Source organism: Neglectibacter sp. CSJ-5, assembly GCF_032490475.1.
Classification (GTDB): Bacteria; Bacillota; Clostridia; order Oscillospirales; family Acutalibacteraceae; genus Hominenteromicrobium; species Hominenteromicrobium mulieris.
Genome location: NZ_JAVYJC010000012.1, coordinates 25,529 through 47,718, shown reverse-complemented (window position 1 = coordinate 47,718; position 22,190 = coordinate 25,529). Strand labels below are relative to the sequence as shown.

General features: G+C 53.7%; 25 protein-coding genes and 1 riboswitch. Of the genes, 15 read left to right on the top strand and 10 right to left on the bottom strand.

Annotated features, from left to right (window positions below; genetic code table 11):
* The first annotated feature begins 269 nt into the window (after positions 1-269).
* The 6 genes from R2K26_RS15105 to rsmI all read left to right on the top strand — a co-directional run bounded on the left by R2K26_RS15105 (position 270) and on the right by rsmI (position 4,589).
* Positions 270-593 carry a cyclic-di-AMP receptor gene (locus tag R2K26_RS15105; protein ID WP_176821000.1) on the top strand — a complete coding sequence of 108 codons (324 nt, stop codon included), beginning with the start codon at positions 270-272 and terminating at the stop codon, positions 591-593.
* Positions 593-1,582 (top strand): ATP-binding protein, encoded by a 990-nt coding sequence (locus R2K26_RS15100; RefSeq protein WP_316523366.1) that lies wholly within the window; start codon positions 593-595, stop codon positions 1,580-1,582. The genes R2K26_RS15105 and R2K26_RS15100 overlap by 1 nt, the downstream gene beginning before the upstream one ends.
* A 97-nt stretch (positions 1,583-1,679) precedes the next feature.
* Positions 1,680-2,546 (top strand): stage 0 sporulation family protein, encoded by an 867-nt coding sequence (locus R2K26_RS15095; protein ID WP_176820998.1) that lies wholly within the window; start codon positions 1,680-1,682, stop codon positions 2,544-2,546.
* A 115-nt stretch (positions 2,547-2,661) separates the two neighbouring features.
* The gene (locus R2K26_RS15090; protein WP_176820997.1) at positions 2,662-2,832 is read left to right on the top strand and encodes a DUF362 domain-containing protein; all 171 of its coding nucleotides are present in this window, start codon (positions 2,662-2,664) and stop codon (positions 2,830-2,832) included.
* Positions 2,833-3,001: 169 nt separating this feature from the next.
* Positions 3,002-3,760, top strand: coding sequence for a methyltransferase (locus tag R2K26_RS15085; RefSeq protein ID WP_316523365.1), 759 nt, complete (start codon positions 3,002-3,004; stop codon positions 3,758-3,760).
* Positions 3,747-4,589 (top strand): 16S rRNA (cytidine(1402)-2'-O)-methyltransferase, encoded by an 843-nt coding sequence (gene rsmI / locus R2K26_RS15080; RefSeq protein WP_176820996.1) that lies wholly within the window; start codon positions 3,747-3,749, stop codon positions 4,587-4,589. The genes R2K26_RS15085 and rsmI overlap by 14 nt, the downstream gene beginning before the upstream one ends.
* 197 nt (positions 4,590-4,786) lie before the next feature.
* Here the strand turns inward: rsmI and R2K26_RS15075 are convergent, their stop codons facing one another.
* Positions 4,787-5,266: a hypothetical protein gene (locus tag R2K26_RS15075; RefSeq protein WP_308449165.1), complete on the bottom strand. Its 480-nt coding sequence runs from the start codon at positions 5,264-5,266 to the stop codon at positions 4,787-4,789.
* A gap of 202 nt (positions 5,267-5,468) precedes the next feature.
* On the opposite strand from R2K26_RS15075, the gene R2K26_RS15070 reads away from it, so the two are divergent.
* Entirely contained in the window at positions 5,469-7,394 is a 1,926-nt protein-coding gene (locus R2K26_RS15070) for a beta-L-arabinofuranosidase domain-containing protein (RefSeq protein WP_316523364.1), read from the top strand.
* 110 nt (positions 7,395-7,504) lie between these two features.
* Here R2K26_RS15070 and R2K26_RS15065 read toward each other — a convergent pair whose 3' ends face one another.
* Positions 7,505-8,167: a TM2 domain-containing protein gene (locus R2K26_RS15065; protein WP_316523363.1), complete on the bottom strand. Its 663-nt coding sequence runs from the start codon at positions 8,165-8,167 to the stop codon at positions 7,505-7,507.
* Positions 8,168-8,181: 14 nt separating this feature from the next.
* Positions 8,182-8,493 (bottom strand): TM2 domain-containing protein, encoded by a 312-nt coding sequence (locus R2K26_RS15060; protein WP_316523362.1) that lies wholly within the window; start codon positions 8,491-8,493, stop codon positions 8,182-8,184.
* Positions 8,494-8,715: 222 nt separating this feature from the next.
* Here R2K26_RS15060 and R2K26_RS15055 point away from each other — a divergent pair, with 222 nt between their 5' ends.
* The 3 genes from R2K26_RS15055 to thiC all read left to right on the top strand — a co-directional run bounded on the left by R2K26_RS15055 (position 8,716) and on the right by thiC (position 12,592).
* Complete coding sequence (locus R2K26_RS15055) at positions 8,716-9,558, top strand: DegV family protein (protein WP_316523361.1); 843 nt, start codon at positions 8,716-8,718, stop codon at positions 9,556-9,558.
* A 221-nt stretch (positions 9,559-9,779) separates the two neighbouring features.
* Positions 9,780-11,045 carry a chloride channel protein gene (locus R2K26_RS15050; protein WP_316523360.1) on the top strand — a complete coding sequence of 422 codons (1,266 nt, stop codon included), beginning with the start codon at positions 9,780-9,782 and terminating at the stop codon, positions 11,043-11,045.
* 70 nt (positions 11,046-11,115) lie between these two features.
* Positions 11,116-11,223, top strand: a riboswitch (TPP riboswitch).
* Positions 11,224-11,284: 61 nt separating this feature from the next.
* A complete protein-coding gene (gene thiC / locus R2K26_RS15045) occupies positions 11,285-12,592 on the top strand; it encodes a phosphomethylpyrimidine synthase ThiC (protein WP_176820989.1) in 1,308 nt (435 codons plus the stop codon).
* A gap of 128 nt (positions 12,593-12,720) precedes the next feature.
* On the opposite strand, the gene R2K26_RS15040 is transcribed toward thiC, so the two are convergent.
* From R2K26_RS15040 to R2K26_RS15030, 3 genes are read right to left on the bottom strand one after another with little or no spacing between them, the layout of a single operon-like run.
* A complete protein-coding gene (locus R2K26_RS15040) occupies positions 12,721-13,596 on the bottom strand; it encodes a protease modulator HflC (RefSeq protein ID WP_316523359.1) in 876 nt (291 codons plus the stop codon).
* 3 nt (positions 13,597-13,599) lie between these two features.
* Positions 13,600-14,628 (bottom strand): FtsH protease activity modulator HflK, encoded by a 1,029-nt coding sequence (hflK, locus tag R2K26_RS15035; RefSeq protein ID WP_316523358.1) that lies wholly within the window; start codon positions 14,626-14,628, stop codon positions 13,600-13,602.
* The gene (locus tag R2K26_RS15030) at positions 14,621-15,223 is read right to left on the bottom strand and encodes a DUF1836 domain-containing protein (protein ID WP_316523357.1); all 603 of its coding nucleotides are present in this window, start codon (positions 15,221-15,223) and stop codon (positions 14,621-14,623) included. Before R2K26_RS15030 ends, hflK begins: the two co-directional genes overlap by 8 nt.
* A 202-nt stretch (positions 15,224-15,425) precedes the next feature.
* Between R2K26_RS15030 and R2K26_RS15025 the strand changes: the two genes are divergently transcribed.
* Positions 15,426-15,830 carry a DUF4190 domain-containing protein gene (locus R2K26_RS15025; RefSeq protein ID WP_316523356.1) on the top strand — a complete coding sequence of 135 codons (405 nt, stop codon included), beginning with the start codon at positions 15,426-15,428 and terminating at the stop codon, positions 15,828-15,830.
* A 246-nt stretch (positions 15,831-16,076) separates the two neighbouring features.
* Here R2K26_RS15025 and rpsT read toward each other — a convergent pair whose 3' ends face one another.
* Positions 16,077-16,337 carry a 30S ribosomal protein S20 gene (rpsT, locus tag R2K26_RS15020; protein WP_176821029.1) on the bottom strand — a complete coding sequence of 87 codons (261 nt, stop codon included), beginning with the start codon at positions 16,335-16,337 and terminating at the stop codon, positions 16,077-16,079.
* Positions 16,338-16,719: 382 nt separating this feature from the next.
* Here rpsT and R2K26_RS15015 point away from each other — a divergent pair, with 382 nt between their 5' ends.
* The 3 genes from R2K26_RS15015 to R2K26_RS15005 all read left to right on the top strand — a co-directional run bounded on the left by R2K26_RS15015 (position 16,720) and on the right by R2K26_RS15005 (position 19,115).
* Complete coding sequence (locus R2K26_RS15015) at positions 16,720-17,553, top strand: MBL fold metallo-hydrolase (protein ID WP_316523355.1); 834 nt, start codon at positions 16,720-16,722, stop codon at positions 17,551-17,553.
* 222 nt (positions 17,554-17,775) lie between these two features.
* The gene (locus R2K26_RS15010; RefSeq protein ID WP_308449175.1) at positions 17,776-18,723 is read left to right on the top strand and encodes an L-lactate dehydrogenase; all 948 of its coding nucleotides are present in this window, start codon (positions 17,776-17,778) and stop codon (positions 18,721-18,723) included.
* Positions 18,724-18,794: 71 nt separating this feature from the next.
* Complete coding sequence (locus R2K26_RS15005) at positions 18,795-19,115, top strand: rhodanese-like domain-containing protein (RefSeq protein ID WP_176820982.1); 321 nt, start codon at positions 18,795-18,797, stop codon at positions 19,113-19,115.
* Positions 19,116-19,171: 56 nt separating this feature from the next.
* On the opposite strand, the gene R2K26_RS15000 is transcribed toward R2K26_RS15005, so the two are convergent.
* Complete coding sequence (locus R2K26_RS15000; protein ID WP_176820981.1) at positions 19,172-20,158, bottom strand: 2-hydroxyacid dehydrogenase; 987 nt, start codon at positions 20,156-20,158, stop codon at positions 19,172-19,174.
* 115 nt (positions 20,159-20,273) lie between these two features.
* Between R2K26_RS15000 and spoVAE the strand changes: the two genes are divergently transcribed.
* The gene (gene spoVAE / locus R2K26_RS14995; RefSeq protein ID WP_316523354.1) at positions 20,274-20,630 is read left to right on the top strand and encodes a stage V sporulation protein AE; all 357 of its coding nucleotides are present in this window, start codon (positions 20,274-20,276) and stop codon (positions 20,628-20,630) included.
* Positions 20,631-20,789: 159 nt separating this feature from the next.
* On the opposite strand, the gene R2K26_RS14990 is transcribed toward spoVAE, so the two are convergent.
* Complete coding sequence (locus R2K26_RS14990; protein ID WP_176820979.1) at positions 20,790-20,918, bottom strand: oxaloacetate decarboxylase; 129 nt, start codon at positions 20,916-20,918, stop codon at positions 20,790-20,792.
* 12 nt (positions 20,919-20,930) lie between these two features.
* Positions 20,931-22,049, bottom strand: coding sequence for a sodium ion-translocating decarboxylase subunit beta (locus tag R2K26_RS14985; protein ID WP_176820978.1), 1,119 nt, complete (start codon positions 22,047-22,049; stop codon positions 20,931-20,933).
* Positions 22,050-22,190 lie beyond the last annotated feature (141 nt).

Genomic DNA, 22,190 nt, shown 5'->3' with positions numbered 1-22,190 from the left:
CTTCTTTGTCCGTACCTGCGCCAACTCATCACTAAGCGCAGACATTGTCATCTGTTTATCCATGGTCTTATTATATCACTTCTGGCAGTATCGCGCCTACTTTTCTGTGCGGTATTGCCATAGATTTTTCTTCGGCAAGATGTTAAAATACAAATAGAGAGAAAAGCGATGAATAGAGGGGCTTTTAACGGTTCGTTTAGCCTGCCTTTGCTGATCTCCAAAAAACAACGAATATGCGTTTCAAAAAAACGCGATAAGGAGGAAATATTATGAAATTGATCCTTGCGATTGTCAGCAACGATGACAGCGGTGCGGTCTCTTCCGCACTGACAAGAGGCGGCTTCTCCGTCACAAAGCTCGCTACCACCGGCGGCTTCCTGATGGCCGGCAACACCACCTTCATCTCCGGTGTGGAAGACGAAAAGGTCGATGAAGTCATCGGTATCATCGCGAAGCATTCCCGCCGCAGAACGCAGGTTGTGCCCAGTACCTCCACCATGGATGTGGGCATGTACTCCTCTTTCCCGGTGGAAGTCACCGTGGGCGGCTCTACCATTTTCGTGCTGAACGTAGACCGTTTTGAGAAGGTTTAATGCAGTTTGAAGGTTTTGCGGGGAATGCGGCTCTGAAAACGGCGCTTTCGGCGGCGTTTTCGCGCCGCAGGCTGCCGCATACTCTTCTTTTACAGGGTGAAGCGGGGCTTGGCAAACGCACGTTGGCGCAGATTCTGGCCCGCGCGGCGGTCTGCACATGCGAAGACCGCGATTTAGCGCCCTGCGGCGTATGTCCGGCGTGTATTCGCGCAAAAGCAGGCTCGCACCCGGATATCCGCATTGTTACGGGCAGCGGCAAATCGAACACGATTTCGGTCGCATCCGTCGATGAAGTCATCCGCGACGCATACAAAAAGCCGGAGGAAGCGGATATCAACGTCTACTGCATTTTTGCGGAAAATCCCATGCCGGAGATCACCCAGAATAAACTTTTGAAGGTCATTGAAGAGCCGCCGACAGGTGCGCTTTTCATCTTTACGGTGCTTTCTGCGGACGCTTTGCTGCCGACAATCCGCTCGCGTGCACAGGTTTTCACCGTGCGCCCGCCGGAGGACAGCGAAGCGGCGGTTTACGTGCAGAACAAGACCGGCATGCCCATGGAGGAAGCTGAAAAGCTTGCATCGTTGCACCGCGGCAACATCGGCAGAATGCTTTCGGACGGCGAAAACGGCCGCGCCGCAAAAGCGGAGCAAATGGCGGAAGACATTGCAAACGCACTCGTTTCCGGCACGGAGCATGACCTTTTGGCGGCGACCGCGCCGCTCATCAAAGACAAGCCCTTATTCCCGGAAAGCATGGAACGCTTGCAGCTTTTGCTGCGCGATGCATGTCTGCTGAAAAACAATGTAAATGTGCAGGTGCCCGCGCGCGAGGTCTGCGACAAATTAAGACGCAAGCTGTCTTTAAAAGCGCTGATGGCGCTGTGCGAAATGACGGCAAAATACACGGAATACTGGCGGCGCAACGCGAACATGGCGCTGCTTGTAACGGCGCTGTGCGCCGAAATGAAAGAAACTGCGGGCAAATAAAGCCTGTTTTGAAATAAAAACTGTCCGTGTTGTCAAAATAACAATACGGATTTTTCCCGGAAAGAAAGGAAGCCCTTTACGGGCTGTGGATATAAATATGGCAGAAGTAATCGGTGTTCGTTTTAAGAACATGGGCAAGGTGTATTACTTTGACCCGAACAGCGAGAAGCTCTCCGCCGACGACCACGTCGTTGTAGAAACGGCGCGCGGCGTAGAGTGCGGCGAAGTGGCGATGGCCAACCGCGATGTTGCGGATGATTCCATTGTGCAGCCGCTCAAAAAAGTGATTCGCAAGGCGACAAAAGACGACCTGCGCCGCGTGGCGGAAAATGAACTGAAAGCAAAAAATGCGTTCACGCAGTGCGAAAAGAAAATTGCGGAGCGCGGACTCGAAATGAAGCTTGTCGACGTGGAGTACACGTTTGACAACAGTAAAATCCTCTTTTACTTCACGGCGGACGGCCGCGTGGACTTCCGCGAGCTGGTAAAAGACCTTGCGGGCATGTTCCGCACGCGCATTGAGCTGCGTCAGATCGGCGTGCGCGACGAAGCGAAGATGATCGGCGGCCTCGGCATCTGCGGCAGACCGTTCTGCTGCGGCTCGTTCCTCGGCGGCTTTCAGCCGGTCTCCATCAAAATGGCGAAGGAGCAGGGGCTTTCTCTGAACCCTGTGAAAATCTCCGGCACGTGCGGCAGACTGATGTGCTGCCTGAAATATGAGCAGGAGGCATACCTTGACCTGCTGCGCACCACGCCGAAGGTGAACGCTGTGGTTTCCACGCCGGACGGCAAGGGCGTTGTTATCGACCAGAACCTGCTTACCGGAAAACTGACCGTGCGGCTCGATAAGAGTCCGGACGCCGCGCCGAGCGTCTACAAAGTGAAGGACGTACGCGTGCTGAAAGACGGGCAGATTAAGCTGAATAAGAAGGAAATTGAGGAATTCAAGAAGCTGGAGAACTAAAAGCACCTGTATTTTGGCGGGCTTTTGTTACGTATCTGTAAAAAAGCAATTTTCGCTTGCATTTTCATGGATTTGTGTTAGAATGTAGGTATCAAATACATGGAGGTGTCCTAAAATGGCATATAAAATTACAGACGCTTGCATCGCTTGCGGCGCTTGCGCAGACGCATGTCCTGTTTCCGCAATCTCCGAGGGTGACGGCAAGTACGAGATCGACGCTGATACCTGCATCGAGTGCGGCGCTTGCGCTGACACTTGCCCGGTTTCCGCTCCGGAGCAGGCATAATCGCTGACATTGCGTAAAAGAGAGGGCTGCCCAAGCGGCAGTCCTTTTTCTTTTGCTGTTAAAAGGGCGGCAGCGCCTTTGGAATTCGTAAACTTTCTCGAAGAAAGTTTAATCAAAGACTTTTGACCATGTTTATCGGAAGCTAAATTCAACCAAAAGGAGAAAACCTGTGGAAAATCTGCACTGGGAGCCGCTTGCGCCTGCCTGCCGTGTACTCGTCAGCCGCGAGCACACGTTTAATACGGACACCATTTTGCTGGCGCATTTTGCCGCGCCGAAACACAAAGAACGCTGCATTGACCTCGGCACGGGCTGCGGCACCATTCCGCTTTTGTGGCAGGCAAATTACGCCCCGCGGCACATCACGGCGGTGGAACTCGGCGAGCAGGCGTTTTCGCAGGCCTTGCGCTCCGTTTCGGAAAACGGGTATGAAGAAAATATCGAGGTCATTCGGGGGAATATACGGGAGATCAAAAAAATCATTCCGCACCCAACGTTAGATCTTGCGGCGTGTAACCCGCCGTATAAGGCCGTGGGCGCGGGGCTGCGCAACCCGGACGAACGCATGGAAAACGCGCGGCATGAGTGTACCTGCACGCTTGAAGATGTCGCGAAAGCAGGCAGAGACGTGCTGCGCTTCGGCGGTCGGCTTTGCCTTTGTCAGCGCCCGGAGCGCCTTGCAGACGCAATGAATGTTTTTAGAAGCTACGGCTTAGAGCCGAAAAGGCTGCGGCTCGTACAGCAAAGGATAAACACCGCGCCGTCTCTGTTTTTACTGGAAGTGCGGCGCGGCGGCAAACCGGGGCTTTCCGTACTGCCGACGCTCTTTATAGAAGATGAAAACGGCGAGTTTTCCGCCGAAATGCTGGGAATTTACGGGAATTACAAATTCGGTCACGAGGGAGGACGCGCAGATGGAAGAAAATAAACTGCTTCGCGGTGCATTGTATGTGGTGGGCACGCCCATCGGAAATTTGTCGGATTTTTCGCCCCGCGCGGCGGAGACCTTGGCGGCGGTGGATTTCATCGCAGCGGAGGACACGCGCGTCACGATGAAGCTTTTAAACCACTTCGGCATTAAAAAGCCGCTTGTAAGCTATTATGAACACAATAAGGCCGAAAAGGGCGGGCGCATTGTAGACCGCATTTTGGCGGGCGAAACATGCGCCATCGTCTCCGACGCCGGCATGCCGGCCATCTCCGACCCGGGCGAAGACCTTGTGGCGCTATGCGCCGAGCACGACGTGCCGGTGCTTGTTGTGCCGGGCCCGAGCGCCGTCATTTCCGCGCTGGCGGTATCGGGACTGCCGACGGGCAGATTTACGTTTGAGGGCTTTTTGAGCGTCAATAAAAAGAGCCGTAAGGATCACTTGGAGTCCGTCAAAAACGAAGTGCGCACCATGGTGTTCTACGAAGCGCCGCATAAGCTGCCGTATACGTTAAGAGATATGGCGGAGGTATTCGGCGACAGACGCATCGCGCTTGTAAGGGAAATTACGAAAATCCACGAGGAGTGCGTGCGCACGACATTATATAAAGCTGCCGAATACTACGAGCAGAACGCCCCAAAGGGCGAATTTGTGCTCGTCATTGAGGGTGCGAAGGCGGAAGAACAGAAAGAAATGACGTTAGAGGACGCCGTAGAAGCCGCAAAAAAAGCGATGGAAAACGGCAGCTCTGCCAGCGACGCCGCTAAGGAGGCCGCAAAGCTCTCCGGATTTAAGAAAGGCGAAATCTATAAAGCGCTGATGAACTGACGAGCCCGCGGCAACGGCGGTTTAAACCAGGAAAGTAGGATTGAATGTCCGGGGGACGTTCAATCCGTAGGAAACCCAGTTGCATGGGTTTCCTAAAAGGCGGTCACAAACCGCCTTTCAAAAACCGAACAAGCCAAAAGAAAAGCACGCAGACTCGAAAGTTCTGCGTGCTTGAGTTTTTTATCTAAAGGGAACGATCAGGATTTAGAAGCGGGTGCGGGGTCGGCATCTGCGGCTTTCGGCGTGTCGTCTCCCTTGTGCCTCCAGTTCAGCCATGCGCAGAACGTGTAGAGAACGGGGAGAACGAGGTCGAGAACATAGGTGCAGATTTCCGGCATATTCGGCGCATCGCCGGTGAAGATTTCGTACAAAACATTGAAAAGAATGATGACGCCGGTAGCAAGGCCCAGAAAAAAGCACGGCTTCATGCTGTTCGGGCGGTCTGCTCGGGCGTGGCCCATCAGCCCCGCAATGAGCAGCAAAACGGGCACAAGCATCGCGCCCGCAACAGACAGCACCGGCATAGAGGAATTAAAGTAAGCGGAAAGGTCGTATTCCTCCACGTATTTTCGGTCGATGAGGCACAGCAGAAGCGCCACAAGCGACGCTGCACCGTACAAAACGAACAGCACGCTGCAAATTTTAAGCGGAAGTTTCCCTTTTATCTTTATGGCCATGCGGCACGCATCCTTTTCGGTTCGAGTTTCTCGGAAAAAATTTTATAGTTTGATTTTACCTGCAACGCGTGAAAATTGCAACCGTTTTTCATGAACTTTCCGTATCAAAATAAAAGTTTTCCGAAAACAGTTGCATTCTCCGGTTGAATGTGCTATAAAAGATGTACGAACAACTTGAAGTTCATGATGGAGGTTTACAAAGATGAAAAGCGAACGTATCCCCGTAAAATCCTTTTCCGCTGATAACGGTTTCATCGGCAAAATGCAGAAGCTCGTGCGCGAGGAGGTGCTGCCGTATCAGTATAATATCCTGAACGACGCCATCCCGGGTATCGAAAAGAGCCACGCCATTGAAAATATCCGCCTTGCAGCTGAAAAGCTGAGGGGCAAGGACGTAAAGCCGGACGAATTCTACGGTATGGTGTTCCAAGACAGCGATGTCGCAAAGTGGATCGAAGCGGCGGCGTATGCGCTTGCAGCGGGCGAAGACCCGGAGCTTGAAAAGGCCGTGGACGAGACCATTCGGCTCTACGGCGCTTCCCAGCACGAAGACGGCTATGTCGATTCCTATTTCACCGTGAAGTGTCCCGACAAAATGTGGACGAACATCCGCGAGGCACATGAGCTTTACTGTGCAGGTCACATGATGGAGGCCGCCGTGGCGTATTATGAGGTTACCGGCAAGCGCGAGCTGCTCGACATCATGTCGAAGAATGCAGACTGCATTTACGAGCAATTCATGAAGAAAAACACGCACGCCTACCCGGGCCACCCGGAGGTGGAGCTCGCACTGATGCGTCTGTGGCGCGCCACGGGCAACGAAAAGTATAAGGAGCTTGCAAAGCACTTTGTAGACGTGCGCGGTCAGGCCCCGAATTATTTCGTGGAAGAAAAAAAGAACCGCGGCTGGAACGTTTGGGACGGCACGGAGGAGCTGAATACCGACTACACCCAGAGCACTCTGCCCGTGCGTGAGCAGAAGGACGCCGTGGGCCACGCCGTGCGCGCCGTGTACCTTTACACCGGCATGGCGGACGTCGCAAAGGAAACACAGGACGAGACACTGCTTGCTGCCTGCCGCAATTTGTGGGAGAGCATCACAAAGCGCCGCATGTACGTTACGGGCGGCATCGGCTCCACGTTTATGGGTGAAGCCTTTACGGTCGATTATGACCTGCCGAACGACACCGTGTACGCCGAGACCTGCGCCTCCATCGGCCTGATGTTCTTCGCGAAGAAGATGCTTGAAAACGAGCACCGCGGCGAATATGCCGATGTGATGGAGCGCGCGTTCTACAACACCGTGCTCGCCGGCATGCAGCTTGACGGCAAGCGTTTCTTCTATGTGAACCCGCTTGAGGTCGTACCGGGCATTTCCGGCAAGGCCGTCACGCACCGCGCAGTGCTGCCCACCCGCCCGCAATGGTATGCCTGCGCATGCTGCCCGCCGAACGTGGCGCGCATGGTGTCTTCCTTCGGCTCCTATGCGTACAGCGAAAATGAAGACACGTTCTTCATTGACCTCTATGCAGGCGGCACGGTGAAGACCGAAAAGGGCATCACGCTCACCTGCGAGACCGATTTCCCGCACGGCGGCACGGCAAAGTATACGATTAAGGGCGAAGCGGAAACGACGGTCGCTATCCGCATTCCGGCATGGAGTGAAAAGAGCTTGCTGACCGTAAACGGCGAAGCGGTTGACCTTAACGCCGTGACAAAGGACGGCTACGCTTACATCACCCGCGCATGGAAAGACGGCGATACGCTTGCGCTCACCATGGATATGACCCCGCACGTTGTGTACGCCTCCGCAAAGATCGCGGCGGACAGCGGCAAGGTGTGTGTACAGCGCGGCGCGCTCGTCTACTGCGCAGAGGAAGTCGATAACGGTAAGGTGTTGCCGCTGCATGTTAAAGCCGGTGCAGAGCCGAAGGCGCTCGATTTCGAGCCCGAAACGCTCGGCGGCATTGTGCCCGTAGAGATCGCAGGCTGCGCACAGCAAGACATCGACACGCTGTATTCCACAAAGGCTCCGAAATTTGTGAAAAAAACAATCCGCCTTATCCCGTATTACACATGGGCAAACCGCGGCGAAAACCAGATGCGTGTCTGGCTGCCGGTCAAATAAGAAACGCGTTTATATCGTCATAACAGAACAGAGAAAACCCGGTGCAGTCTGGATTCGGCTGCACCGGGTTTTGCTGTTTTGGAATTTTAGTCAATGGTATAAAATCAAGCTCAGTCAATAAACTTCATGCCGTGGCCATCCGTATAGATTGTGCCCTGCAAAAGGCGCACGCCTTCTATGATGCCCCAAATTTCGGAGACGATGGCAAGCGTGCCGCAGCTGCAAACGGTGATGGCAAGCTGTGCAATGCCAAGGCCCGTTTTGCCGATGTAGAAGTTGTGCACGCCGAACACACCGAATAAAATGGCGAGCACACCGGCTGCAATGCGGCTTTTGGTGCCCTGCGGCGGGTCATACGGCTGTGCGTAGTTCTGCCCATACTGCGGCTGGCCGTTCGGGGCGTAGTAGGTTTGCTGCGGGTTGTTATAATTTGCATTATTGGCGTTCGCCTGGTACTGCTCCGTGTAGCGCGGGGGGCGGTAGTCGCCCGCGCCCTCCTGCGGGGTGGGCTGCTGCGGCTGTGCGGTGTAGGCCGCATAGGTGTACTGCGGCGGCTGATACTGCGGCGGCGTTGGCACCTCCGTTTTCGGTGCTTCCGGGGCAGCTTCTTCGGCTTTCGGCATATCGCAGCACGGTTCGTCTTTTGCGGCGGCTTCTGCCTGCTCCGCAAGGCGCTCGGCTTCGGCAAAGCTCTGCTCTACGGGATTCGTCAAGGTCGGCTCCGGCTTTGCGGTCTCCGGGGTGGTGTTCCGGGTGTCTTTTTCGTCTGTCATAAAGATCTCCTTTCTCAGTCCTTCAGCTTGATGCCGTTTGCATCCATTTTAATCTTGCCTTCTAAGATCTGCACGCCCTCAACAAGGCTCCAGACCCACACGGCAACGGTGGAAAGACCGCAGGTGAGAGGCGCGCCGAGCGTAGCGACCAAAATCTGGATCAGTCCGCGCTGTGTATTGCCAAGGTAAAAATTGTGCACGCCGAATGTGCCCATCAGCATGCCGAACAGTCCGGCTGCGATACGGCTTTTTTGCGGATAACCGGCGGGCGGATCTATGCCGGAAAGCGGTGCGCCGGTGTAGGGATTGTAATTTTGACCTTGCATATACGGTCTCCTCTCATCTTTGTTTTGTGATTTTATTGTAGCGAAAAATTTCTTTAGATGCAAGCGTTTTTGCGCGATGTAAGAATGTCTTAAAATTTATGAAAGAGACGGAAAAATCATGCCGGAAACGGTGCGAAATCTTGAAAAAAAGCGCGGGCTGTTGTATACTGAAACAACATAAACACCGTAAAACGAATCGAAAGCGGAGAGGAGAATTCTGCAATGAGGATTAAAATTTCGGCGGACAGCACATGCGATCTGTCGCCGGAGCTTATCGAAACGTATAATATCGGCATTACGCCGCTGTACATTGAAAAGGGCGGGCAGAATTGTCGCGACGGCATGGACATCACGCCGCAGGAGATTTTCGACTACGTGCGCTCAGGCCAGGGCGTGTGCCGCACTGCTGCCGTGAACGTGGGCGATTACACGGCATTTTTCAAAAAATGCAGGGAAAATTACGACGCGGTGATCCATTTCAATATCAGCAGTGATTTTTCCAGCTGCTACCAGAACGCCTGCACCGCTGCGGCGGAGTTTGAAAACGTGTATGTGGTCGATTCCCGCAATCTTTCCACGGGCATCGCGCTGCTCGTTTTGGATGCCGCAGAGCGTGCGGAAAAGGGCGAGGACCCCAAAGAGATTGCCGCGCTCATGCGCGAAACGGCGGAAAAAGTAGAGGCGAGCTTCGTCATCGATACGCTTTTTTATCTGCAAAAGGGCGGCAGATGCTCTACCTTGGCGGCGCTCGGCGCGAATTTATTGAAGCTAAAGCCGTGCATTGAAGTGAAGGACGGCAAAATGGGCGTGGGCAAAAAGTACCGCGGCAAGATCGACAATTGCATTGCACAGTATGTGCGCGAGCGTTTGCAGGGCAGAGACGATTTGAGACGAAATCGCATTTTCATCACGCACTCGGGCTGTGCGCCGGAGATTGTGGAGAATGTGAAAGCGATCATCAAGGAATGCGGCGGCTTCGACGAGGTGTTGGAGACCTATGCCGGCTGCACGGTCTCGAGTCACTGCGGTCCGAACACGCTGGGCGTTTTGTTTGTGAGAAAATAAATTTTGTGAGAAAGTAAATTCTAAAAGGCTTCGCCTTTTTGGGAGACCCCCTAATTGGGTCTCCCACGGACGGAACGTCCACTGGAAGTTCCGTTCTTCCGTCCTGATTTTTGGTAGGCAAAAGGATTTAGAGCTCTGCGGAGCTCGACCAAAGGTTTCACCTTTGGAATCTGATCAACTTTATTTGTCAATAAAGACATGAACTGAGTGAGGAAAGAACAATGGAGAACAAAGAGAAAATTCGCTCGCTTGCGGAAAACGTGTGGGCGTATATTGCGGCGTTTTTGCGGTGGGGCGTTTTAGGCTTGCTTGTCGGCGGGCTCGGCGGCTTCGTCGGCGCGCTGTTTGCAAAATCCGTTGCGTGGGCAACGGCCATGCGCGGCGCTAACCCATGGCTTTTATATTTGCTGCCCGTCGGCGGTTTGGCCATTGTGGGCGTTTATAAACTTTGCCGCGTTTCCGGCGTGGGCACAAACGAGGTGTTCGAGGGTGTACGCAGCAATAAAGGTGTTTCCATTTTGCTTGCGCCGGCCATTTTCCTCGGCACAACGATTACACACCTGCTCGGCGGCTCCGCGGGCCGCGAGGGCGCGGCGCTCCAAATCGGCGGAAGCGTGGCGACGTTATTCGGCAAGCTGTTCCGTTTAAATGAGGAAGACCGCCACATTCTCACCATGTGCGGTATGAGCGCCGTGTTTGCGGCGGTATTCGGCACGCCGATGGCGGCATGTGTCTTCGCGATAGAGGTCGTCAGCGTCGGCCGCTTCTGCACCTCGGCGCTGTTTCCGTGCATCGTGTCTTCTGCGTCTGCCTATGCGCTGGCACTGGTTATGGGTGTCGCCCCGGAGCATTTCTTCGTCGAAAATGTCCCGGCATTTGATATTTCCACCATGTGGCGTGTGCTCGTCATCGCCATTTTGTGTGCGGTTGTCAGCATGCTGTTCTGTTGGATGATGCACAGCGGCGCAAAGCTCTTCAAAAAGCTTTTTAAAAACGAATTTCTCCGCGCGGCGGTCGGCGGCGTTGTGGTGATTTTGCTCACATTGCTTGTCGGTACGCGCGCGTATAACGGCGGCGGTATGGACGTCATCGAGCGCATTTTTGAAGAGGGCGTCGTGCGTCCCGAGGCATTCTTGCTCAAGATGATCTTTACCTCCGTCACGATCGGCGCGGGCTTTAAGGGCGGCGAGATCGTGCCCACGCTGTTCATCGGTGCCACGCTCGGCGGTACGCTGGCGCTGCTTGTCGGTCTGAGTCCTGCGTTCGGCGCGGCCATCGGCATAGCGGCGCTGTTCTGCGGTGTGACGAACTGCCCCATTGCGACAATTCTGCTCAGCGTAGAGCTCTTCGGCGGCGAAAGTGCACTGTTCTGCATGATCGCGGCGCTTGTAAGCTTCCTGTTCTCGGGCTATTTCAGCCTTTATTCCGGACAGCAGCTTATTTATTCGAAATTGAGCGAAAAAGAGATCAACGTGCGCGGACACTAAGCCGAGAACACAGGCAAAATCTTGACAAAACGCACTTGGCGTGGTAGAGTAAATACGCGGAAAACGCAAAAAATAATAAACGGGGTGCTCGTATACGGGCTGAGAGGAGGGTGTGACCCTCGACCCGAAAAACCTGATTTGGATAATGCCAACGTAGGGAACGGAAATATCCGGGTATGTGTCATTATCACATGCCCTTTTCTTTTGTTCCGAAACACGCATTAGGAAAGGAACAGAAAATGGAATACACAACGCAAATGGATGCCGCCCGCAAGGGTATTTTTACGCCGGAAATGGCGAAAGTTGCCGAAAAAGAGCACTTGGAGCCGAAAAAACTCATGGCGCTCATGGCGGAGGGCAAGGTCATCATCCCGTGCAATAAGGTGCATACATGCATAGAGCCGAACGGTCTCGGCTCCATGCTGAAGACGAAGATCAACGTCAATCTCGGCACGTCCCGCGACCTCACCGACCTTAACATGGAGCTTGAAAAAGTAAATCATGCGGTCGAAATGGGCGCGGAGGCCATTATGGACCTCAGCTCCTTCGGCGATACGCAGAAGTTCCGCCGCAAGCTGACGCACGAGTGCCCGGCGATGATCGGCACCGTGCCGATCTATGACGCGGTCGTTTATTACCACAAGGCGCTCGGCAAAATCACTGCGCGCGAGTGGATTGACATTGTGCGCATGCATGCGGAGGACGGCGTAGACTTCATGACCATCCACTGCGGCATCAATAAAGAGACGGCGAAGAAGTTTAAACGCAACCGCCGTTTGATGAACATCGTTTCCCGCGGCGGCTCCATCATTTTTGCATGGATGGAAATGACCGGCGAGGAGAACCCGTTCTTCCAGTATTTTGACGAAATTCTCGACATTTGCCGTGAATATGATGTGACGCTCAGCCTCGGCGACGCATGCCGCCCCGGCTGCCTGCAGGACGCGACCGACGCTTCGCAGATTGAAGAGCTCATCACGCTCGGCGAGCTGACCAAGCGCGCGTGGGAAAAAGACGTGCAGATCATGATCGAGGGTCCCGGCCATATGCCGCTCAATCAGATTGCGGCGAACATGGAGATTCAGAAAACGCTGTGCCACGGCGCACCGTTCTATGTGCTCGGCCCGATCGTCACGGACATCGCCCCGGGCTATGACCATATCACCTCCGCCATCGGCGGCACGGTGGCAGCCATGAACGGCGCATCGTTCCTGTGTTACGTCACGCCCGCAGAGCATCTGCGCCTGCCGGACGTGGACGACGTGAAGGAGGGCATCATCGCGGCACGCATTGCAGCGCATGCGGCTGACATCGCAAAGGGTGTTCCGCACGCGATGGATTGGGACAACGAAATGGCAGTTGCCAGAAAGAAGCTTGACTGGAACGCGATGTTCGACCTCGCAATCGACCCCGAAAAGGCGCGCCGCTACCGCGAATCCTCCCGCCCGGAGAAGGAAGACACGTGCAGCATGTGCGGCAACTTCTGCGCGGTGAAGAACATGAACCGCATCTTAGACGGCGAGATTGTCTCCATCTTCGATGAATAATTTGAGCTCATAAGACTCCTATGTGATTTGAATAGAGAACGGCACAGCCTTGGGCTTCCTCCCGGGCTGTGCCGTTCTCGTTTATATGGGAATAGCCACCCCGGTTTTGCCGGGGTGGCTATCAGGCTTTACGGATTCGTCAAAATCTGTGCCAAGTCCGAATCCTTGCCTAAGATAATGGTTTTCTCGTCGCCGTTTAAGGTGCTCTTTAGGGCTTCAAGCGCCTGCGTGAGTTTGTAGAACTCCTGCTTATCCTCGGTATTGTACGCTTTGCCGAGCAGTCGCATGTATTCGGCTTCGCCCTCGGCCTGCAATTTTGCGGCTTCGGCCTCCGCGTTCGAGACAATGATGTTCACCTGCTTATCGACATCATTGCGGATGAGCGATGCTTCGTAGTTGCCGTCTGCGGTGTATTTTTCCGCAATCTGCTGGCGTTCGGAGATCATGCGGGCATAAACGGCGCTTTCGTTTGCCTCCGGCAGGTCAAAGCGCTTGATTTTCACGTCCTCGACCTTGATGCCGTAGTTTGCGGCAAGCGTATCGACGCTTGTGGTAATGCCCTCGTAAATGTCGTTTCGCGCTGCGCCGTCGTCCATATTGATGATGTTTGACTGCGAAAGCGTGCCCATTACGGTTTTGAGGGCGTTGTAGGTCAGCGCGTTTAAGCGTTCCTCGGCAACGCTCGTGTTGCCGAGCGACTGGTAAAATTTCAGCGGGTCGGAGACGCTCCACAGCACGTAGCAGTCCACGGTCATGTTCTGCTTGTCGGCGGTCAGCACTTCGCTCGGCGGAATATCATACAGCATGGTGGCTTTCGGGAAGGACTTCACGCTGTCCAAAAACGGCACTTTAAAGTGCAGGCCCGGCTCATCGGTCGTCGAGATGATTTTAGAGAGCCGCACGGTGCAGCCGTATTCGTTTTCCTCCACAGTGTACACGGAATTAAAGAGGCACACAGCCGCCAGTATAAGCACGGCCAAGAGGATCACGGTTTTCTTTTTCATCGGTTATTCTTCTCCTTTTTCGGGGGCGGTCGTAGTCACATCGCTCTGTGTGAAGCTTTCAAGCGGCAGCACCTTCTGCACGCCGTTTTCGCCGGAGGTATCGATATACACCTTCACGTCCGGCAGGGCTTCGGAAATGGCTTCATAGTACATTCTGGAGCGCGTGATGCCCGGGTTCTGGCTGTACTCCTTGTACATGGCCTCGAACATCGCGACCTGCTCCGTTGCTTCGTTGATGCGCTTCTGCTTCAAATATTCGGCGTTACGCAGCAGCTCGTCGGCTTTGGCTTCCGCCTGCGGGAGCTGTGCGTTCTGGTAGGCGCGCGCCTCATTGCGCACGGTCTCTGCCTGCTGTTTTGCGGTCTCCACGGCCTTAAACGCTTCCGTCACCTCATCGGTCGGCGGGTCGGAGTCCTGAATTTTTACGTCTACAAGCGTCAAACCGATGTCGTATTCCTGCAAAATTTCGGATACAAGCTCTTTGACACGCATCTGGATGGATTCCTTGCCGGTTGTCAAAACGGCGTCCACGGCTTCGGAGCCGACCACGTTGCGCACCTGACTTTGCAGCAGGTTGCGCAGAATCGTTTCCGGGTCATACGAGCCGTAGAGGTACTTTTCCGGGTCGCTGACCTTGTACTCCACGAAGAACTCCACGTCGACGATGTTGTAGTCGCCGGTGATCATTTTCGTTTCGCTTTCGATGATGTCAAAGTTATCGGCGGAACCGACGCTGCGGTAGCCGAGCTCGAGCTTCTGGTAGACATTCACGTTGACCTTTTCCACTTTCTGAATGCCGAACGGCAGCTTAAAGTGGAAGCCGGCATCCGTAATGTCCGTCACCTTGCCGAACGTGGTCACAACGGCCTGCTCCTTGTCGTTCACGGTGTACCAAGAGCTTGCCACAGCGGCGAGCAGTATGAGGGCGATCACGACGATGAGCACGATTTTCGGCAGCTTCTTTAAAAAGTCTCCGCTCGGCTTTTTTGGCGTTGGGATGGGAATCGCGGTGCCCTTGAATTCCTCAAACATAAATTTCTCCTTTTTCAAAATCTGCGCTCACGCAGAGCGCGTTCATCATGCTCTGCGCTTTGGTTTGCAGCTGCGCGGCGCGCCACGCGGTGATCATAATGCGCAAAGCCTGTTCAATCCGTTCCTTCGCGCCGGGGATCGACTCTTTATAGTCCTTAAGGCCGTCCGCGATCAAACGGTTCATTTCGCTTTCCGAGGTCAAGCCGTGCTTCTGCACGCTGCCCGCCACCAGCACGAACGCGCCGTACAGCTCCGTATCGTCGATGGTGTCGTCGCCCTCATCGTCCAGCGCACCGTTGATGTAGCTTAAAAGCTTGCAGATCTGCTCGATGGAAAGCGTGCTTTTCAACGCGTTGATCATCAAGATGCGGCTCAACTGGCGGCGCGTGTACTTGCGCTGCTTCGGCGGTGCCAAAAAGCCGCGCCGCACCCAGTTTTGAATGATGTACGGCTCCAGCCCCGTGACCTGCGTCACCTGCGAAAGCACCAGCCCGCCGGCTAAAAACAGGGAAGAAAAAACTTCTTCCGCCGCCTGCGGCCGGTCTGCGTCAACGGAGAGCACCGTTCCGGGAAGTGTCCACTCCACTTTGTTCATCTCCTTCTATGTGATGATGAGAGTATACAACATAATTATATGATTGTCAATAGAGATTTAAAGATTTTTTCATAAAATCGTAAAATCCTTTGCACATGGGCAAATTTGTCATTTTTGCCCGTCCGCCGCGGACAGAAACGGGCATTGACAAGGCTACTAAAACCCGATATACTGGGGAAAAGAGCAAAAATGAGGTGGAGAAATGGTACAATGCTATGAATGCGGCACCGTGTACCCGGAAACAATGCGCTGCTGCCCAAACTGCGGCAGTGAAGCGAAAATACAGCTTGCGCCGAACTCGGAGTTTGAAGAACCGAAAAATCCGTATGTGCAGCCCTACCGGCCGTATGGGATGCCGATGAATAACCGCACGAACGGCTACGCGGTCGCGGGCTTTGTGCTTTCGTGTGTCGCGCTTGTGCTGATGTGTGTATTCCCGCCGCTGTCAATCCTCGGCATCGTGTTCTCTACATTGGGGCTTTCACAGATTAAGAAGAGCTTTCAGCGGGGCAAAGGTCTTGCCGTCGCCGGGCTTACCATCGGCATGATAACGACCGTGTTCAGCATCTTTTTGTACGCCATGGTATTTATTGAGTCGTTGTGGTAAGGAAGTTCTGCCGGTGAGCGGACGAATAAAGTTTTGCACAAGCTTTTTCAAAAGCTTGTGGGGCCTTGGGTTTCTTGAAGCGTTCGTATGACGAACGTTTAGAATAGGAGAACGCACAAAAACAAAAAAGGCGGAAGCAGACCGAAAAAGCCTGCTTCCGCCTTACATATTCTCTTTAAAAAGTGCCGTAAAATGCAAAACGACTGCCCGAAAGCAGTCGTCTAATGCATTGCGATGTTGGGAAAATTACGCGCCAGCGTTCAGCTTCTTATCGAGAGCGGACTTCTTTCTGGCAGCCGTATTCTTGTGCAGAATACCCTTTGCAGCAGCCTGGTCGATTCTCTTAACAGCGACCTTGACAGCCTCAGCCTTGTCAGCAGCATTGGACTCGATAGCAACGTTAGCCTTCTTGATCTCTGTCTTGAGCTGAGAGTTGATCATCTTGTTCTGCAGGGTCTTTGCGGCAGCGACCTTAACGCGCTTCTTAGCGGATTTGATGTTGGGCACAGTAGACACCTCCTCGATCGTAGGATTATAGTACGGCGAAACCGCCTGAACCGTATTGGTGGGCATAGATTCGCCTTGAACTCCAATAACGCAGACATAATCATACCACATAGCCCCCGAAAATGCAAGAGCTTTTTTGCCTTTTTTCGTAAAACGGCAGATAAAAAGCGCGGTTTACCGTTAGAAGGGCCGTAAAGTACTTCCGTATGATAAAAATCTGTTTTAAATGTAATGTAAAAAGTCCCGTAAGCCGAGATTTTCTTATAGACATTTTTTTAACGATATCGTATAATAAAAGCGAAAAACGCAGGAAAGCGGCGCAGACGGCAGCCGCTTTATAAAAAGGCGGCAGAGCCGCAAATTTACGGAGGAGGCGCTTATTTTGTCCAAGTTTTTTACAAGCCGAAAGATTTTTGACAATGTTACGCAGATCGGCGGTCTGGGCGGCGAGCTTTGCTATTTGATCGAAGGCAGTGAAAAAGCGCTGCTTATCGATGGTCTTACAGGCATAGGCAGTTTGAAAGCGTTTGTACGCGAATGTACCGATTTGCCCGTTACGCTTGTGCTGACGCACGGACATGTGGATCACGCCGGCGCATCGTTTGAGTACGGGGAATGCTATGTGAATCCGGCGGACGTTGCGCTTTTGTACGAGCACGGCGACATCGACAAGCGCTACGGATTTGTGATGGGCGGCGGCAAGCCGGAGGGGGCGTTTGTGCCCAAAAAGGAAGACGTTGTGCCGCCGTGCGCAGTGAAGACGCTGCCTGTTCAAGACGGCGACGTGTTCGACCTCGGCGGCGTGCAGATTGAGGCTATTGCCGTGCCGGGTCATACCGTGGGAACCATGGTCTATCTGGACCGTGCCCACCGCGTTCTGTATTCCGGCGACGCCTGCAACGCGAACACACTGCTCGGTTTGCCGTGCTCCACAACGGTCGAGACGTATGCGAAAAGTCTCGACCACCTTGCGACATATCTTAAGGGCATCGACAAGTTTTACGGCGGTCACGGTCTGCAGGCTGTTCCGGCGTACATTGTAGACGAAGCGCTGATACTGTGCGAGGAGATTTTAAGCGATGACGACGACCGGTTCGAAACGGAGTTCCTCGGGCGCAAATTTCTCTATGCCCGCAAGTTTGACGGCATGTTCCACCGCGAGGACGGCGGCATCGCGAACATTGCCTACGTCATGGAAAAGGTCTACAATAAATAAAAAGCGCCACAAAGACATGCGCGTTTTGCCATACGACTGCGGTGTCCGTGCATGTTGTTCACTTTTTCGCACGGGCTTGACACAGCTTTGACAAAATCCCCAAAAGCCCGCAGAATGCGCCCAAAACGCCGAAAATTACTTGATTTATTCCCCTGAATATACTATAATCAAAGCGATAATCCAAAATTCTGCGACTATACTGAAAAAAGGATGGTTTGAACTATGAATAAAATTACCATTATCGGCAGCGGCAGCGTCGGCTCCACGATTGCTTACACCCTCACCGTGCAGGGCATTGCTTCCGAGATTGTCATGATCGATATCAACGAGGAAAAGGCAAAGGGCGAGGCTCTGGACATCCGTCAGGGCGTTCCGTTCTGCACGCCATGTTCCGTTTATGCGGGCAGCTATGAAGACGCAAAGGATTCCGACATCGTCATCATCACGTCCGGCATTGCCCGTAAGCCCGGCCAGACCAGACTGGATCTCGCACAGACGAACGTCAACATCATCAAGAGCATCACGCCGAACATCACGAAGTACGCACCGGATGCAATCTATCTGTTCGTCAGCAACCCGGTTGATATCCTCACCTATACGTTCTGCAAGTGCTCCGGCATTCCGGAGTCCCGCATCCTCGGTTCCGGTACCATCCTCGATACCGCCCGTCTGCGTGCACGTCTCTCCGAGTACTACCAGATTAACCAGCAGAACGTACACGCTTACGTTCTGGGCGAGCACGGCGACAGCTCCTTCGTGCCGTGGTCCGTTGCGAACATCTCCAACATCCCGGCAAACGCATACCAGAAGGCTATGGAAAACACCGACGGCATGTTGATTCCGCCGCTCAACTATGCGGACGTTGAGGATTACATGCGCAAATCCGGCGGCAACGTTATCAGGCGCAAGGGCGCAACGTTCTATGCGGTTTCCATTTCCGTCTGTCATATCGTAAAGTGCATCCTCTCCGGCATCGATACCAACATGACGGTTTCTACCATGCTGAACGGCGAATACGGCATCAGCGATGTCTGCCTGAGCCTGCTCACCACCGTCGGCCACAAGGGTGTTGTGAATAAGCTCAACCTGCCGCTGACCGAGAGCGAGCATGCCGCGCTTGTACATAGCTCTGAGTGCCTCAAGGAGATCATCAAGAAGGTTCAGATCTAAGTTAAGTTTATCCGTAACAAAGCCCCGGAGCACCTGCCCCGGGGCTTTTCAGTGAAGACGAGAGGAATGCCATGGAAGAATCATATAAAAAGGTTTCGTTTCAGGAAGCAAAGCATATCATCGATACCGAGCCGAACTGCGTGATCTTGGACGTGCGCGACGAAGACGAATACATCACGGGCCACGCCGAAAACGCCGTGCTTTTCCCGGTGGATACCATTGATGAAGACACCGCGGAGGAAAAGATCCCCACACTCGATACGCCGATTCTTGTTTACTGCAAGAGCGGCCGCCGCAGCTTTATGGCGGCGATGAAGCTCGAATCCTACGGCTATACGCATATTTACGACATCGGCAGCTTGGTCGATTGGCCGTACGGCTTGGAATATTAAGCCCTGATTTCCACAGAAAAGTAAAAAACGGTTGAAAAGTGTGCGTTCGCGGCAGGTCAATTTCCTGCACAGCGGATACACACTTCGTTTTTAAGCGGCTTTCCGGCAAAGAAATCATCGAGGTTCTGCACCGTCACTTCCGCAATATTATACAATGCCTCTTCGGTCAAAAACGCCTGGTGCGCCGTTAAGATGACGTTCGGGCGGGAGATGAGCAGCGCCAAAGTGTCGTCCTGTACGGCGGTGTCGGAATGGTCTTCAAAGAAAAACTTCGCCTCCTCCTCGTAAACGTCCAGTCCCGCGCCGCGCAAGGTGCCGTTATTCAATGCGTCCAAAAGCGCTTCGCTGTCAATAAGCGCGCCGCGCGAGGTGTTTAATAAAAACACACCTTTTTTCATTTTGTCAAACGCTTCGCGGTCGAGCATGTGGTAGGATTCTTCACTGAGCGGGCAGTGCAGGGAGATGACGTCGCTTTCGCGCAGGAGTGTATCGAGCGAAACGTACTCAAAGTCCGGCGCAGGATACTTGTCATACGCCAAAACGCGCATGCCAAAGCCGCGGCAGATTTCCGCAAATGCGCGGCCGATGCGCCCCGTGCCGATGATACCGACGGTCTTTTTGTAGAGGTCTATGCCCGTCAGGCCCACAATGCTGAAGTTGAAATCGCGCGTGCGGATGTAGGCGCGGTGCAAACGGCGATTTAACGTCAATAAAAGCCCCATGGTGTGCTCCGCAACGGCGTGTGGGGAATAGGCGGGCACGCGTACCACGCGCAGCTTGCCCGCTGCCGCCTGCATATCCACATTGCTGAAGCCCGCGCAGCGCAGTGCCAAAAGCTGCACGCCGCAGCGGTGCATGCGGTCAATGGCGGCCGCGTCCACACGGTCGTTCACAAAGGCGCACACGGCGTCAAAGCCGTCTGTCAGCGTCGCCGTGTGGCGGTTCAGCTTTTCTTCAAAGTACGCGATTTCATAGTGCTTTGCCAGAATGTCGAACCACGTGCGGTCATACGGTTTTGTATCAAAAAATGCGATTTTTTTCATGCTGCACTCTCCTTTTGTTTTAATGTTGCACAGTTATTCTGCGCGTCATAATTTGGGTTATTCCGCACAGAATAACCCAAAGAAAACGTATAAAACGAAAGGCGTGGATTTTCACATGGAATATGTAAGGGCGTTTGCGGTCGGCGGGGCAATCTGTGTGATCGGTCAGCTTTTGATCGATCTGACAAAGCTCACCCCGGCCAGAATCATGGTGGCCTACGTCACGGGCGGTGTGATTTTGGGTGCGCTCGGGTGGTATGCACCGCTCGTGAATTTCGCGGGCTGCGGCGCCACCGTGCCGCTGAGCGGCTTCGGATATCTGTTAAGCGAGGGCGTAAAAGCCGCCGTAAAAGAAAAGGGCATTCTCGGCGTATTCACGGGCGGAATTACCGCCGGCGCCGCCGGCATTGCCGCAGCCGTCTTCTTCAGCTGCCTGATGGCCGCCATCGCAAAGCCGAAAGAAAAAACGTAAAAAACAAGCGCCGCAGAGAACGGGAACTCTGCGGCGCTTGCTCATGGTTCGAAAAAGGAATTTTGTCTGACAGCACGCATCCCTCTTTCATCCTTTTCGTCCACTCGGCTTCTTTGAAGCCAATGAGGACAAACTTATCTTTCGCGCTCCTGATAAGTTTTACTTTGCCTTAAACACACGGTTTAAGAGGTAAATGCTCAAAATGATTGCGGCAATGACAAGGAAAACGCCGGTCATGCCTTTTGCCATATACTGTAAGCTGTCTAAAAATGCGGGAACATTGAACATACGTTATCCTCCTTAATGGATCATGTTTAAGATGATGCCGCCTGCGATGACAGACGCGATCTGACCGGAGACATTGGCGCCTACGGCGTGCATCAAAAGGAAGTTCTGCGGGTCTTCCTGCTGTCCCATTTTCTGGATAATGCGTGCGGACATCGGAAACGCCGAAATGCCCGCCGCGCCGATCATGGGGTTGACTTTATTCTTAACAAACAGGTTCATGATTTTCGCAAACAGTACACCGCCTACGGTGTCAAACACGAATGCAATGAGACCCAGTCCCAAAATAAGCAGCGTGTCCACGCGCAAAAATTCCGCCGCTGTCATATGTGCGGTGATCGTGATGCCGAGAATCAGGGTGATCAAGTTGGACAGCACGTTCTGCGCGGCATCCGACAGGCTGTTTAACACGCCGCACTCGCGCAGCAGATTGCCGAACATCAAAAAGCCGATAAGCGCCGCCGAGCGATTGGACACAATGCCGACGACAGCCGTGATGAGAACAGGAAACAGAATTTTGGTCGTTTTTGAGACAGAGCCGGGCGTGTACGCCATGCGGATGCGCCGCTCGGTTTTGGTCGTCAGCAGGCGGATGACCGGCGGCTGCACAATGGGCACAAGTGCCATATACGAATATGCCGCCACGGTGATGGCGCCGATATACTGCGAATTTAAGACGTTCGCGACAAAAATGGAGGTCGGGCCGTCCGCCGCGCCGATGATCGCGATGGAGGCGGCGTCGTGCAGGTCAAAGTTAAACAGCCGCGCCATGCTCAGCGTGAAGAAAATGCCGAACTGGGCCGCCGCGCCGAATAAAAACAGCTTCGGGTTTGAGAGCAGCGGCTCAAAGTCAATCATCGCGCCGATGCCGATGAAGAGAAGCAGCGGGAAAAGCTCATTTGCAATGCCGCTGTCAAATAATAACGTCAGTACGCCCACTTCTTCGCCCTGCGTCACCGCGCCGGAAAGCGGCAGATTGACAAGGATTGTACCGAAGCCGATGGGCAAAAGCAGCGCAGGTTCCATTTTTTTCGCGATGGCAAGGTAGATGAGCACGCCGCCTATGCACCACATTACCGCGTGCTGCCACGTCACATTGCCCACGTTCGCGAAAAGCTCGCTTAAAAAGTTCATTTTATACCTTCCTCTCGGATGTTTTTGCCGCCTTTGCAAAATCCTTGTCTCCGAAAGAAAATAAAAAAGAGACTTCTATCCTGCCGCGGCATGATAAAAGTCTCGCAGATTACAACGTATACGGACGGGGGAAACCGTCGT